The organism is Acinetobacter sp. (assembly GCF_036666595.1).
GTDB lineage: Bacteria > Pseudomonadota > Gammaproteobacteria > Pseudomonadales > Moraxellaceae > Acinetobacter.
This window is the reverse complement of the sequence record NZ_JAVWVO010000007.1, coordinates 125886-141364: the sequence shown is the minus strand read 5'-3', so window position 1 is coordinate 141364 and position 15479 is coordinate 125886. Positions and strand designations below refer to the sequence as shown.

Annotated in this window: 12 protein-coding genes and 1 riboswitch; of the genes, 1 reads left to right on the top strand and 11 read right to left on the bottom strand. The window is 43.4% G+C overall.

Features of this window, described 5'->3' with window-relative positions; genetic code table 11:
- Positions 1 to 10: 10 nt before the first annotated feature.
- From glmM to RR876_RS10835, 8 genes are all read right to left on the bottom strand, one after another.
- Positions 11 to 1342, bottom strand: coding sequence for a phosphoglucosamine mutase (glmM, locus tag RR876_RS10870; protein WP_332476314.1), 1332 nt, complete (start codon positions 1340 to 1342; stop codon positions 11 to 13).
- A 123-nt stretch (positions 1343 to 1465) separates the two neighbouring features.
- A complete protein-coding gene (guaB, locus tag RR876_RS10865; RefSeq protein WP_004691717.1) occupies positions 1466 to 2932 on the bottom strand; it encodes an IMP dehydrogenase in 1467 nt (488 codons plus the stop codon).
- Positions 2933 to 3154: 222 nt separating this feature from the next.
- A complete protein-coding gene (locus tag RR876_RS10860; RefSeq protein WP_004978263.1) occupies positions 3155 to 3520 on the bottom strand; it encodes a YkgJ family cysteine cluster protein in 366 nt (121 codons plus the stop codon).
- A 94-nt stretch (positions 3521 to 3614) separates the two neighbouring features.
- Complete coding sequence (locus RR876_RS10855; protein WP_062031972.1) at positions 3615 to 4412, bottom strand: MBL fold metallo-hydrolase; 798 nt, start codon at positions 4410 to 4412, stop codon at positions 3615 to 3617.
- Between the two features lie 182 nt (positions 4413 to 4594).
- Complete coding sequence (locus tag RR876_RS10850; RefSeq protein ID WP_004691720.1) at positions 4595 to 5170, bottom strand: TMEM165/GDT1 family protein; 576 nt, start codon at positions 5168 to 5170, stop codon at positions 4595 to 4597.
- Positions 5171 to 5246: 76 nt separating this feature from the next.
- Positions 5247 to 5385, bottom strand: a riboswitch (yybP-ykoY riboswitch).
- Between the two features lie 150 nt (positions 5386 to 5535).
- A complete protein-coding gene (locus RR876_RS10845; protein ID WP_332476313.1) occupies positions 5536 to 7506 on the bottom strand; it encodes a 2-oxo acid dehydrogenase subunit E2 in 1971 nt (656 codons plus the stop codon).
- A 2-nt stretch (positions 7507 to 7508) separates the two neighbouring features.
- Positions 7509 to 10211 carry a pyruvate dehydrogenase (acetyl-transferring), homodimeric type gene (gene aceE / locus RR876_RS10840; RefSeq protein ID WP_005401509.1) on the bottom strand — a complete coding sequence of 901 codons (2703 nt, stop codon included), beginning with the start codon at positions 10209 to 10211 and terminating at the stop codon, positions 7509 to 7511.
- Positions 10212 to 10487: 276 nt separating this feature from the next.
- Positions 10488 to 11171 (bottom strand): M23 family metallopeptidase, encoded by a 684-nt coding sequence (locus tag RR876_RS10835; RefSeq protein WP_332476312.1) that lies wholly within the window; start codon positions 11169 to 11171, stop codon positions 10488 to 10490.
- Between the two features lie 108 nt (positions 11172 to 11279).
- On the opposite strand from RR876_RS10835, the gene RR876_RS10830 reads away from it, so the two are divergent.
- Positions 11280 to 11720: a hypothetical protein gene (locus RR876_RS10830; protein ID WP_058870506.1), complete on the top strand. Its 441-nt coding sequence runs from the start codon at positions 11280 to 11282 to the stop codon at positions 11718 to 11720.
- A gap of 97 nt (positions 11721 to 11817) precedes the next feature.
- On the opposite strand, the gene lpxC is transcribed toward RR876_RS10830, so the two are convergent.
- The 3 genes from lpxC to ftsA all read right to left on the bottom strand — a co-directional run bounded on the left by lpxC (position 11818) and on the right by ftsA (position 15466).
- A complete protein-coding gene (gene lpxC, locus RR876_RS10825) occupies positions 11818 to 12720 on the bottom strand; it encodes a UDP-3-O-acyl-N-acetylglucosamine deacetylase (RefSeq protein WP_004691725.1) in 903 nt (300 codons plus the stop codon).
- A 123-nt stretch (positions 12721 to 12843) separates the two neighbouring features.
- A complete protein-coding gene (ftsZ, locus tag RR876_RS10820; RefSeq protein WP_332476311.1) occupies positions 12844 to 14040 on the bottom strand; it encodes a cell division protein FtsZ in 1197 nt (398 codons plus the stop codon).
- 163 nt (positions 14041 to 14203) lie between these two features.
- Positions 14204 to 15466, bottom strand: a complete 1263-nt coding sequence (gene ftsA / locus RR876_RS10815; protein ID WP_004691727.1) for a cell division protein FtsA — start codon at positions 15464 to 15466, stop codon at positions 14204 to 14206.
- Positions 15467 to 15479: the final 13 nt, after the last annotated feature.

Below are 15479 nucleotides of genomic sequence, written 5' to 3'. Positions count from 1 at the left end.
CCACTCCTTATTAAGCTGCATTCGCACGTACAGCATCAGCCAATGTATGGGCTAAACTACTGACTTCATCGAGATCATCCCCTTCCACCATGACACGAATCACAGGTTCAGTGCCTGATTTACGAATCAACAAACGACCACGACCTTTAAGTTGTTGCTCTGCTTTATCAAATTCAGCCACCAAAGCAGGCACTGCATAAGGGTCAAACATCGCCTCTAAACGTACATTCACCAACACATTCGGTAGAAGCTTAAAGTCAGCAACCAATTCATGCAGCGCTTTCTTCTGCTCGACCATCACGGTAAGCACTTGTAGAGCCGCAATAATGGCGTCACCCGTGGTACTTTTATCCAAGGTTAAGATATGTCCTGATGGCTCACCGCCAATGACCCAGCCTTTTTCTTCTAGGCCTTGTAGGACATAACGATCACCCACTTTGGCCCGTAACAATGCTACACCCGCTTTATCCAATGCCAGCTCTAAAGCCATGTTTGACATCAAGGTACCCACTATTCCAGCAGGCTTTTTAGCGCTCTGTGTCGCCAAGATATATAGAATATGGTCGCCGTCAATCAAATTCCCAGCCTTATCGACTAACATGACACGGTCTGCATCACCATCAAAAGCGATGCCCAAATCTGCACGATTTGCAACCACAGCTTGTTGTAAACTTTCAGGGTGTGTTGAACCACAACCTTCGTTAATGTTTAAACCGTTGGGTTCATTATGAATAGCAATAACTTTAGCGCCCAACTCACGAAACACCGATGGGCCCACGCTATAGGCTGCACCATTGGCACAGTCCATCACAATCGTTAAATCATTCAAGTCATAATGATAGGGAAATGTGGATTTACAGAATTCAATATAACGGCCTTGTGCATCATCTACACGGACACTTTTACCCAAGTTGGCTATATCATCAATGATGAGGTCTTTTTCTAATTCTTGGTTAATTTCTTCTTGTAGCGCATCTGGAAGCTTCTTGCCTTCACTGGAAAAAAATTTAATCCCATTATCAAAATAAGGATTATGTGATGCTGAAATCACAATGCCTAAGCTTGCGTGTAAAGCACGAGTTAAATGGGCAATCGCAGGAGTCGGTAAAGGACCCAACAGATGCACGTAAACACCTGCAGCATTCAGACCTGACTGTAGTGCAGATTCTAAAATATAGCCCGATAAGCGAGGATCTTTCCCCATCACCACAACAGGTTTTGATTTTTTACTGTGGCGTTTTAAAACTTTCCCTGCTGCAAAGCCTAATTTAAGTGCAAATTCAGGGGTAATAGGGAGGACGCCAAACTTGCCACGAATACCATCGGTACCAAAATAACTCATATTTTACTCACTTCTTAACGGGTGATTTGCATCATCCTTTTTCATTGCGAATTACTTTACACCAAAACGAAAAAGCCGTCATAAAAATGACGGCTTTTACATTGAACAATTGGTATAGCTGAATTAACCAACGCGATAGTTCGGTGCTTCTTTGGTAATCGTAACGTCGTGAACATGTGACTCCGACATACCTGCCGAAGTAATTTTCACAAACTTCGCATTTTGACGAAGATCTTCAATCACAGATGAACCCGTATAACCCATAGAAGAACGTAAACCGCCCATCATTTGGTGCACAATGTTGCCCATTGGCCCTTTGTATGGCACACGACCTTCGATTCCTTCGGGAACAAGTTTCTCAGCGCCTGCTTTAGAGTCTTGGAAATAACGGTCAGCAGAACCTGTTGCTCCTGCCATCGCGCCCAATGAGCCCATACCACGATACGCTTTATAGTAACGACCTTGGAAGAATTCCACTTCACCTGGCGCTTCTTCAGTCCCGGCAAGGAGTGAACCAACCATAATCGTACTCGCACCCGCGCCAATCGCTTTCGCCATATCGCCAGAGAAACGAATACCACCATCTGCAATTAATGGAATTTGATCTTTTAGTGCATTGGCAACGCTATCAATCGCAGAAATCTGCGGCATACCAATACCCGCCACAATACGAGTGGTACAAATTGAGCCTGGACCGATACCGACTTTAACCGCATCTGCGCCTGCATCGAGAAGTGCCAATGCTGCATCACCAGTTGCAATGTTACCGCCAATCACTTGGACTTGTGGGTAATTCGCTTTCACCCAACGTACACGCTCGATCACACCCGCAGAGTGACCATGTGCCGTATCCACGACAATCGCATCAACACCTGCTTCAACCAAAGCCTCTACACGACTTGGTGTTTCTACACCTGTACCGACGGCAGCACCCACGCGTAAGCGACCAAGGTCATCTTTACAGCTGCTTGGATAGCTTTCCGCTTTACGGAAGTCAGTGACTGTAATTAAACCTTTAAGTTCGTTGTGTTCACCAACGACCAAAACTTTTTCAATGCGATGCTTTTGTAGCAATGCTTGAATATTTTCTTTCGACTCACCTTCACGAACAGTCACGAGACGATCTTGACCGGTCATGATGTTGCTTACAGGTTGCTCAAGGTTGGTTTCAAAACGCGTATCACGACCTGTGACAATACCGACCACTTTGCCATCTTTCACAACAGGCACGCCGCTGATGTTGTTGGCTTGAGTAATCGAAATCAATTCGCGCACTGTAGTTTCAGGTGTCACAGTGATTGGATCTTTCACCATTCCTGCTTCAAATTTTTTCACACGACGGACTTCTGCAGCTTGTGCAGCAATATCCATATTCTTGTGCAAAATACCAATACCACCGTTTTGCGCCATCGCAATCGCCATACGTGATTCAGTCACCGTATCCATTGCTGCTGAAACAAGGGGGATATTTAAATTAATGCCGCGCGTGAATCGTGTCTTTAATGAGACATCTTTTGGGAGAACAGTAGAATAGGCAGGGAGTAATAGGACATCATCAAAAGTTAACGCGTCTTGAACGATGGTCAACATGGCAGTCTCACTGGTAATTTCCGTGCGCTATTATAAACAAATATGAACTTAAATTTCATTTCAATTGAAAATTTATTTTTTTTATCTTAGAAAATAAAGTGATAAAACCCATATTTTATTTGATACCTTCATTTTCACCTTTATTTTTTATTTCTTGTTTTAAGATGAATTTGATTTACTTTCAAAAACTAAAAAGCAGAGCCTTGACTCTGCTTTTACCGATTAACACACTTGATCAAAACCTTCATCATTGACTGGAATACTCGCTTCCAATTGTACAAATGGAATCATATTGTGTGCACGTCGTGCTTTGTTGCATTGATCATCAGCAATTTGAACTTCTTTACATGAAGAGCTACGCTGTTCATACATCCCGCAACTAACGTGTTCGCCAATAGTGCCTTGCAGTGCGATACAGCGTGGGCTAGCTTGATTGGTACCAACCATGCATGAATACACAGCCGTCACTGGCTCTGTATAATGTTCAGGCATGGAAATGCCTTCAGCCCAATAAAATGAGACTCTAAAAAAGGCACAACATGCCCCGCAGCTTAAACAGGCATCTTCCGTTGGAACTTGAGACAACATCCTTTATATTCTCATTTTCAAAAACTTTTTTTGGAAGAAAATATTAAAAAAATTGTGGTTGCCAAACAAGCAAAATTTACGACTATTTTGTCACTTAAGTTGGACAGGTAAAAACACTCTCATCCATCAAGTCTGTACCGCACTCCAAAGTCTCAATCCAGTCTAAAAATTGATGAATCTGCTCGTGCCCAATAAACGGTGTCCCATGCTGCGGTACAATCATTTCAACATCCATGGTACGGACCATATTGACCCATAAACGAATCACTTTGTTATTGCACATATAGCGCTGATGAAACCCTTTCATTTTAGGAATATGCGCAGCAAAGTTTTCCAAAGGTTTTGAGGCATCGTCCACCATCGATGCCCCCATATCGCCTGAAAATAGAATCTTGGCAATTGGGTCATAAAACTGAAAATTGCCTACCGAATGTAGAAAATGGGCAGGCACAGCAATAATGGAGGATTGTCCCAAAGTGATGACTTGACCGTGGTCAGGTAGCTCCACTAAACGATCCAGCCAGTTGCCTTTCATCCGCTCACTCATAAAGGCAGAGTTCAAGTGGGGTAAAAAGCGTGCCCAAAGTTTAGAAGCCACCACTTTCGCTTCGGTATAGACCAACCAACGCGGCATTGAGGTAATAATATCGGGGTCTTGGTGTGAGGCCATCACAAAATCAAGATTGGTCAAACGGGTATATTTATTCAACTCCATGGTCAACGGTACATAGGTTAAGTCCCCACCGGGATCTAAGACTGCTGCACGCTCATGGTCAATAATTAAGAACTGATTTGCCTGTACACCCTCGCCTTTGACCAAGCTGGTAAAGCTAATACACTTATGTGTGCCATCATCATATAAAACCTGTGACGTTGTGCGGTCAAATGCCATGCCCATCCCCTCAAAATGCTGTTTTTCTTAAAAGACTTTTTAATACCTACAACATATATGGATTTACACAAACTTACAATGCATTTGCGACCAATATCATTTGATATATCAATAAATTGAAGATAAGTTTTCAAGAAAAAATCCCGATTTTTTAAGTCGGGATTCTTATTTTTTACGATAAATTAGAAGAAATAATGCTGTACAAGTGTTGCAACACCAATGACCAAGAAAATGGCCGCACCAATTTTATGAATTAAGGCAATTGGCAACTTGGTCGCCAACTTATCGCCAATAAAGACCGCTGGCGCATTAGCCAACATCATCCCTAAAGTCGTACCCAACATCACCCAAACAATACTGTCAAAACGTGCCGCTAAAGCCACTGTCGCAATTTGGGTTTTATCTCCAATTTCGGCCAAGAAGAACAACACAAACGTTGCACCAAATACCCCAAGCTTCTGCCACTTCTTAATGCTGCCTGACTCATCATCCAACTGATCAGGAATTAACATCCAACCTGCCATAGCAATGAAACCAATCGAGAGAATCCAGATCAGCGCATCAGGGCTTAAAACTGTGGTGATCCATTGGCCTAAAACAGCAGAGACACCATGGTTAATAATGGTCGCCAGCAAAATAGCCAATAGAATTGGGACGGGTTTACGGAAACGTGCAGCAAGTAACAATGCAAGCAGTTGGGTCTTATCGCCCATTTCAGCTAAAGCCACGATGGCTGTGGAGAGGAGGAATTCATACATGATGTCTTTCTCTGGCTAGCATAACAAATACCAATGACTCACCGCTCCTGCTAGCCAAAAATCTGCAGAGTGGTAAATCAAAGGTCTTGCCAACAAAAGAAAGCTCTTTAGAAGCTCATTTGGTTCTTTGCTATGATGACCATGCTCTTTTTAGAGCAAATATGTTGATCATCACCTGTTCTTAGGAACAGCGGCTACTCCCCAATGAAGTAACACCATGTTAGGCGAAAATATGTTTTTTGGCAATCTATAAATACAAAAGACCCTGCCGAAGCAGGGTCTTTATTGAGGTATTTTTTTCAGTGCTTCCAGCCGCTATTTTTCTCTTTTGAGAAGAGAGAATAGCAGGGCTAAAAGCTAGATCATCAGATCAGCAAAGTACGGATGTCTTTCAACAACTTGGTCAGCTTATTGGTAAAGCGCGCTGCATCGGCCCCATTGATCACACGGTGATCATAAGACAATGACAACGGCAACATCAGTTTCGGATCAAAACCTTGACCATTCCATACCGGTTGCATCGTCGCTGGAGAAATACCCAAAATTGCGACTTGCGGCCAGTTCACCAGTGGTGTAAATGCCGTACCACCAATTGCACCTAAGCTTGAAATCGTGAAGTTCGCACCTTGTAGATCTTTCGGCGAAAGCTTCTTATCACGTGCTTTCTGACCCAATACACCAAGCTCCACCGCAATGTCTTTAATCGATTTCTGATCTGGATTACGGAGTACAGGAACGGTTAAACCATCTGGCGTTGCTACAGCAATGCCCATATGAATTTCGTTACGCAAGAGTACAGACTTGCCATCATCAGCCAAGTGACCGGAAAAATCACGTTCTTCTTTGAGTAAATGCGCAACAGCCTTAATAATGAAAGCCATAATGGTCAAGCTAATACCATCTTTCTTAAAGTTACCTTTAAGATCATTACGCCAAGCTTCAAGTTCAGTAATATCCGCCAAATCAAACTGAGTTACTTGCGGAATATAGTTGTTTAAAGACAACTGCGGAATAGAGACTTGTTGCAGACGTGTCAGCACTTTCTCTTCTACACCACCAAACGCACTAAAGTCAGGCAGTTTCGGCAAGCCCGCGGCAGCAACAACCGTCGCAGCAGGTGCAGTTTGCGGTGCTGTTAAGCGACCTTTCACATAAGCAAAAATGTCATCTTTCATTAAACGTGCATGCGGCCCAGAGGCTTTTACTTCTGCCAGTACCACGCCCAATTCACGCGCCAGTTTACGTACCGCAGGACCCGCGTAGACTTTAGCATTGGCTGCATTTTGCTCTTTGGTCAGTTTATCTGCACCTTGAACTGCTGGTGCAACTTGTACAGTAGATGTCAGCACTGGTGTAGTTGCAGCTGGAGCTGCTGTAGGTTTCGCTGATGTTTGAGCAACAGCTTGAGCCACTGGTGCAGGGGCTTGGCCCTCGGCTTCAATGGTCACCAAAGCCACACCTTCCGATACATTTTGTCCCAATGCAACATGAATGGCTTTAATCACACCTGCTGTTGTACTTGGTACTTCAACCGTTGCTTTGTCTGATTCAACCACGATAATACTTTGATCTTTTTCAACCGTATCACCTACTGACACCAAGATTTCAGCAACAGCCGCTTTATCCACACCCAAGTCAGGCACTGCAATTTCAAACGCACCTGCAGGTGCAGCAGCTAATTGTGGCGCCGCTTCAGCAGGCTGAGCTTCAGTGGCTTGAGGTGCTGCAACTTGCGCAGGCTCAGCAGTCACTGGTGCAACTGACGCTGCTGTTTTTACAGTCAGAATCACCACACCTTCTTTAACACTATCACCAACTTGAATGCTAATCGATTCCACTGTGCCTGAAATCGTACTCGGGACTTCAACCGTCGCTTTGTCTGACTCAACCACAAGGATGCTTTGATCGACATCAATTTGATCGCCAACCGACACCAAAATTTCACCAACGGTTGCTTTTTCTACACCAATGTCTGGCACTTGCACATCAATCACTTGTGATACTGTAGTCGCAGCGGGTGCAACCGTTTCAGCAACAGCAACGGGTGCAGTCTTTTCTTCAGCTTGTACAACGTCAGCCTGTGCTTGTACTGCTGGCGCTTCAGTTTGTCCCTCGGCTTCCAGCTCAATCAGCGCTGCACCTTCAGCAACCGAGTCACCTAAGTTTACTAAAATGCTTTTAACAACGCCTGCTGAAGTGCTAGGCACTTCAACAGATGCTTTGTCTGATTCTAATAGAACGACACTGTCATCAACCGCAATGCGATCGCCGACTTTGACCAAAACTTCAGCAACAACGGCTTTATCTACACCAATATCAGGAGTTGTAATTTGCATACTTATTTCTCCTCTTTGTAGTCAGCTACAGCGTGTACAGATGGCGTTGCTTGAGGAGCCCAAGCCACAGGACGGTCCGTATCTAATTCAAATGTAGAGATGGCATCTTTCACTAAGCGTGCATCCACTTCACCTTCATCAGCCAATTTCTTCAGTGTGGCAACAACAATGTGCGCTGCATCTACACCAAAGTAGCTACGTAATTTAGCGCGTGAATCTGAACGACCATAACCATCTGTACCCAATGCTACGAATGGACGGTTGTCTGGAAGATATGCACGAATTTGTTCGCTATAAGCACGCATATGATCTGTTGCAGAAACCACGATACCTTCTGTACCGCGCAGTTGCTCAGTCACCCAAGCCTCTTTCACATTCTCGCTCATTGGATGCAAGCGGTTATATTCTTCACATGCCATACCATCACGTGCAAGTTCATTGAAACTTGTTACGCTAAATACATTTGAATGGATTTGGTATTCATCACGTAAGATTTGTGCTGCTTTAATGACTTCACGCAGAATCACACCTGAACCCATCAACTGAACAGTGGCTTTTTCATCTTTTTGAAGTAAGTACATACCACGTTTAATGCCTTCTTCAGCACCTTGTGGCATTTCAGGATGCTCGTAGTTTTCGTTCATTACCGTTAAGTAATAGAAAATACGCTCTTGGTTCACATACATGCGTTGTAAACCATCATGCACAATAACTGCTAATTCATAACCAAAACATGGGTCATACGACACACAGTTCGGAATCGTGTTCGCAAGAATATGTGAGTGACCATCTTGGTGTTGTAAGCCTTCGCCATTGAGCGTTGTACGGCCTGCTGTAGCACCCAACAAGAAACCTTGTGCTTGTGCATCGCCTGCAGCCCATGCAATGTCGCCAATACGTTGGAAACCAAACATAGAATAGTACATGTACATTGGAATCATAGGTAAGTTATTGGTTGAATAACTTGTTGCCAATGCCGCCCAAGCACTCATCGCACCTGCTTCGTTAATACCTTCTTGAAGCATGTGACCATCTTTTGCTTCACGGTAATGCATCAACTGTTCTTGGTCTTCAGGCGTGTAATGCTGACCATTGGCTGCATAAATACCTAACTGACGGAACATACCTTCTAAACCAAAAGTACGTGCTTCATCTGGAACAATAGGAACAACACGGTCTTTAATTGCTTTTTCTTTTAACAATGCAGCGATTAAACGAACCATCACCATGGTGGTTGATTGTTCTTTGCCTTGTGAGCCTTTTAATACTGCATCAAAGACAGAAAGTTCTGGAATAGCCAACTGTTCACTTTCTTTACGACGTGCAGGCAAATAACCACCTAGTGCTTCACGACGTGCTTTCATATATTTCAATTCAGGCGAGTTTTCGCTTGGACGATAGAAAGGCACTTCTTCTAATTGCTCATCGTTAAATGGCAAATTGAAGCGATCACGTACATATTTTAAAGATTCGATTTGCATCTTTTTGATTTGATGCGTTTTATTTACCGCTTCAATTTCATCAGACAAGCCATAACCTTTAACAGTTTTCGCTAAGATTACAGTTGGTTGACCTTTGGCTGTACATGCTTCTGCATAGGCTGCAAAAACTTTGTACGGGTCATGACCACCACGATTTAGATTATCAATATCTTCATCGCTTAAGTCTTTAATCAACTCAGCCGCTTCTGGGTATTTACCAAAGAATTTTTCGCGTGCATATGCACCGCCCTTCACTTGTAAGCGTTGGTATTCGCCATCCAGTGTTTCTTCCATAACCGACTTTAAAGCACCAGTTTTGTCTTTTGCAAGTAGTGGGTCCCAATGACGGCCCCAAACCACTTTAATGACACGCCAGCCCGCACCACGGAATAAAGATTCTAATTCTTGAATAATTTTACCGTTACCACGTACTGGGCCATCTAGACGCTGTAAGTTACAGTTTACAACCCAAATGAGATTGTCTAATTTTTCACGACCCGCAAGTGAAATTGCACCTGTGCTTTCTGGCTCATCCATCTCGCCATCGCCAAGGTATGCCCAAACTTTGCGATTTTCTTCTTTAATCAAACCACGGTTCATCAAATATTTTTGAATATGTGCTTGGTAAATCGACATGATTGGGCCAAGACCCATCGATACCGTTGGGAACTGCCAATAATCAGGCATTAAGTATGGATGCGGATAAGAAGGTAAGCCAACACCGTCCACTTCGCGACGGAAATTGTTTAGATGCTCTTCAGTCAAACGACCTTCAAGGAACGAACGCGCATAAATACCTGGCGCACAGTGACCTTGATAATAAATCATGTCGCCGCCAAAGTTGTCGTTATTGGCACGGAAAAAGTGGTTAAAACCGACATCATATAATGTTGCTGAAGATGCGAAACTTGCCAAGTGACCACCTAAGTCATCACCCGTTTTATTGGCACGGAGTACCATCGCTAGCGCATTCCAACGAATCAACGCACGGATACGACGCTCCATGTCTTGATCGCCCGGCATTGCAGGTTCTTCAGCCACTGAAATTGTATTTAAATAAGGCGTATTTAATCGCTGAATAGGGACATGTTTAGCGATTGCTTGTTGATACAGTTTTTCCAGTAGAAAAGCTGCACGCTCAGTCCCCATGTGTTGTAAAACGGAGTCAAACGCATCTTGCCATTCTTGCGTTTCTTGCGCGTCAGTATCACCATAAAACGCCATAATTCACCTATTTCGATATCCTAATCTTATACGCTAATATGTATCATACTTTCGTCCTATAAGAGTATCGCTACAGCTGAATATGGCCGAGCCATACTATTTAGCAACTAAATAGTCATTGACCATTCGTTACCCAAGATAACAAAAAACCGCCAATTTAGGCGGTTTTTTATACATTTAATGCTATTTTTTGATGCTAACTTAGATTTCGTCAGAGCTGTATTCCTTTTTCAAGCATCAGACCAACGGTAAGTTCGGATCATCGATCAAATCGGATTAAGGCAACATGGCTAGATAAGTCGATGGATTTTTGCGCTGGCCATCTTTAACTACTTCATAGTGTAAATGTGGGCCTGTACAACGACCTGTACAACCAACATTGGCAATATGTTCACCCGCGTCTACACGGTCGCCAACACGAGCGATTAAACGTGATGCATGAGCATAGCGCGTGATGTAACCATTGCCATGGTTAATTTCAACATATTGACCATAACCTGTACCCCAACCTGACTTGGTCACAATCCCTGGACCTGTCGCATAAATCGGTGTACCGCTTGGCGCAGCAAGATCTAGACCTGAGTGACGCTCAGCACGACCATTCATGGTTCGGCCACCGTAACTTGAGCTAACACGTGCACTTGGAAGCGGGTGTGTCACTAACCACGAATATGGATTAGTTGAAAAACTTTTTGCAGAGGATTCCGAACCGTATTTTTTCGCCAGTGAAGCGTTGTTGAGTTCAACCGTTTTCTCACGGAGCTGAACGGACATTTTCGTTTCGGCAGGAACATCAATATCATTTGATTCAGTATAAGCACCTTCCGATAAAGTGCGTGTCAATTGCTCAATTCGATCCGAAGATGCATTATTTGTATTGAGTTCTACCAAATCAGCGAAGGCTACTGAAGCAGCCGATGCCGCAAAAGAAAAAGCCAACAAAATACGTCGCATATGCATAAAAAACCTCTTAAAACTGTTCTTACGAATGTTTCTTGCGTGATCTCGTCCTTGATATCTACCGAAAGAAGCGCATAAGATTAAGACATTAACATGAAGGAAATATGTATGTCCGAACCAGTGAATCTCTTTCAACAAACCAGAAAACACATAAAAACAGGAAACTTAACGTTTCTCTCAAAGCAAGTGACTGCATGGCAGAAACTTACAAAACTGATTCAACCTATCCTACCGCAACCAGAGCAGTGGCAGGTTGTTTGTTATCAATATGGTATTTTGACGATTACCGGCGAAAATCAAGCGATGATTAGTCAACTTGGTTACCTTCAAAAACAATATATTGCACAACTATCGGAACTTGATGAGTTTAAAGACCTACAAAAACTCCAAGTTCGTTTGAGAATCCCCTCTCAAACACCCGCAAAGATACAATCTATTTCAAGATCGCTAAGCACAGAAACTCAAGACTTAATTCGAGGTGCTGCTGACTTTGTGAGCGACCCTAAGCTTAGCCAAGCAATGCGCCGTTTGGCAAGCAAAAAAAAGTAACCTCGTCGCGACTAGCTTCAGAATTACGATTTTAAAATGATAAATTCATCACACTTATATTTGTTACAATATAACATCACACAATAAAGACAATGACTTAAGTCACACTCACATAAGGAATTGGACACTGATCTTCGTCATCAAATGTTACAATTTCATAGCTGCTTGGATCACTTTGAACATTGCGCAATAATTGATTATTCAAAGCATGCCCAGACTTATATCCATCAAATTTGGCAATAATTTGGTGACCGAGCAAGTAAAGATCCCCCACCGCATCTAATATTTTGTGACGAACAAATTCATCTGAGAAGCGTAAACCTTCTTCATTCACCACACCGGTTTCATCGACGCCAATGGCATTGTCTAAACTTGCCCCCAAAGCGAGATTATTGGCTTTGAGATAGTCCAAATCTTTCATAAAACCAAAAGTACGGGCTTCGCTGACTTCATAAACAAAAGTTTCGGTTGAAAAATCAATAGTGGCAGACTGATATTCTTTCTTAAAAGCGGGATGATCGAAGTCAATCGTGAAGTTGAGTTGGAAACCCTCATGCGGGCGGAAAATGGCGCGTTTGTCGTCAATGAGTGCTTCAACAGGTTTGAGTATTTTTATAAATTTTTTAGGGGCATCTAATTCTTTGAGGCCGCCTTGCATGAGCAAGTAAATAAACGGACCTGCACTGCCATCCATAATTGGGACTTCAGAGGCAGACACCTCAATGATCAAGTTATCAATACCTAGACCTGCAATTGCACTCATGACATGTTCAATGGTACCGACTTTGGCATCTTCTTGAACCAAGTTTGAACACATGAAGGCTTCTTGGATCAACATCGCATTTGCACGAATGTCGACGGGTGGATTGAGATCGATACGACGAAACACAATTCCTCCGTCCGCATGATGTGGTACAAAGTTAATTAAGACTTTTTGACCACTATGCAAACCAATGCCGCTTGCTTTAACGACACGTTGTAGAGTTCTTTGTTTCAACATGTTTCATATCATCTCACCACTAAACCGCTATACGTTAGCATATTTAGCCATTGATAAAAAACAAAAAGGTAGTCAGAGACTACCTTTTCTTCATCATATGTGGCTTAACCACATAGACAAACACTACTTACGTTGTTGATTTTTCAAGTAATCTTGAATACTCATTGGAGTTGGACGTGCAGCACTCACTGTCGATGCAGAACTTGCTGCAGCAGCCACGTCTTGGTTCTGACGCTGGATTGCAGGCACATCATCATCTTCAACAACCGCTTGCGTTGCATGCCCATGTTGTGCTACCTGCACATGTGCATTTGGACGCTTCACTGGCTCAGCAGAATCTGCTGAATTTCGAGTTAAACCTGTTGCAATGACAGTGACACTGATTTCATCGCGCGCATCTGGATCAAATACGGTACCGTAGAAGACTTGGCCTTCATCTAGATCGACAATTTGGTTCACAACGTCGGTAATTTCTTCGATTTCGCCAAATGTAACATCATCACCACCCGTCACATTAATCAGAATCCCTTTGGCATTCATAATGGTGACATTATCTAGCAATGGACTACGGATCGCTTGCTCAGCCGCTTGGCGTGCACGATTTTCACCACGACCTAAACCCGCACCCATCATGGCATAACCACGTGTGCTCATCGCAGTTTTCAAGTCAGCAAAGTCAAGGTTAATATGACCTGGGCGTACCACCAAATCAAAGATACTACGGACCGCATTTAATAAGACATCATCCGCTTTTTTGTAGGCATCTTTCATTGAGATGTCACGGAAAACTTTTAACAAACGTTGGTTTGGAATGATGATTAAAGAGTCAACATGCGCTTCTAATGCTTCAATGCCCTGCTCCGCAGACTGAAGACGACGTTTACCTTCAAAGTTAAACGGTGTCGTCACCACACCTACGGTTAAAATGCCCATTTCTTTGGCAATCTCAGCAACCACTGGCGCAGCACCTGTACCTGTACCACCGCCCATACCGGCAGTGACAAACACCATGTCAGTGCCTTCAAGGTGTTGACGAATCAAATCACGACTTTCTTCAGCCGCTGTTTGACCGACATTTGGATTAGCACCTGCACCTAAACCACGAGTACTTTGCTCACCCAGCTGGATTTTGAATTGTGCATTCATACGGTCTAGCGCTTGCTTGTCCGTATTGGCACATACAAATTTTACACCTTGAATATCTGACTCAAGCATGTGTTGTACGGCGTTACCGCCTGCACCACCAACACCAAACACAGTAAAACGGGCTTGACCGTTGCTATCGGTTTGATCATCTTCTAAAAATTCAAATGAGGCCATGACCTATAGATTTCCTAATTCGTTATTGGCAGTCACTTAAGCCCGTATACTGCCTTGATCTTAATAAACAAAATTGCTTTTAAGCATGCTGTGCAAGCCATAGCTTGTCAAGTTTAAGCGATGCGTTGTACAACTTCTTAACAATATTCCAAAAAAATTCAACTTAAAAAACAGATTTCAGCTTTTCATTGAGTCCAGACCAAGCACGTCCAACGCGTTTAATCAGAGACAGTTTTTCTGTATCTTCTGGTTCCACTATGGTTTCTTGTGTTTCGCTCTGACTAAACATCAACAAACCTGCGGCTGTGGCATACTGAGAGCGACGCAGTGCGGCAATATTTTGCTCATCTGCTGTCACTTGCACAGGTGGATTACCCAAATGCGCAGACACACCCAACATACGACGAGTCAACGTCACCATACCTTCGATTTGACTGGCATCACCAGTTAACACCACACCATGATACAAACCATGAATCGCACCATTACGCTCTAGCTCTTGGCGAACTTGGCCTAAGATTTCTTCATAACGCGCAATCACGATTTCAGTCAGCTCAATACGACTAATCGTTTGCGGACCATCAATTCCTTGGATCTGGATCATATGGTCCGGTTTAACCGACTTAATGTCGACACACCCATAGAGTAATTTAATTCGCTCAGCTTCTTCAGTGGTGGTTTGTAACACAGCAGCAATATCACGGGTGACATGCTCGCCACCACGCTGCAACGTATGTGTCAATGCCAAACGACCATCCAAATACACAGCAATGTTAGTGGTACCTGCACCAATATCAACCAAACAGACGCCATACTCTTTTTCATCTTTGAGTAGGCTCGCTTCTGCCGTTGCCAAACAAGACACCACCAGTTTTTCTACCCCGATGTTCGCGCCTTTTAATGCCCGATCAAGGTTTTGCATGGTACTAATCGGTAACATCATCAACTGATAATGGCCAATCATGCTGTGTGCAGACATCCGTATTGGGTTTTGTACCCACTCAGTGGAGTCATCCAGCTCAAAGCCCAGTGGAACAGCACTGACCAAATAATGATCCGAGGTCATGTGGCTGGCTTTGGCCAACTCTAATGCACGAACCACTTCACTTGTTGTAATTGTATGGTCAGTATTTTCAACTGGCGTTCGTCCAGATGCATAAAAGCTTTTTAACTCGGCACTTGGGATCGACACCCACGCGGAATGGACACGGCATTCAGCCATATCTTCTGCTTCTTGCACGGCATTTTTTATCGCTGTAATGACTTTATCAAGACTTACAATTTTTCCTTTATTCATGCCTCGGTTACGAGCAGTTGCCATTCCTATCACTTGGATATTGTCTGGCGCATGTACCTTACCAATCAAAACTGAAACTTTGTGCGTCCCAATGTCAATCGCAACAACTGAGGGAACCGCTTCATTCATTATTTACTACTAC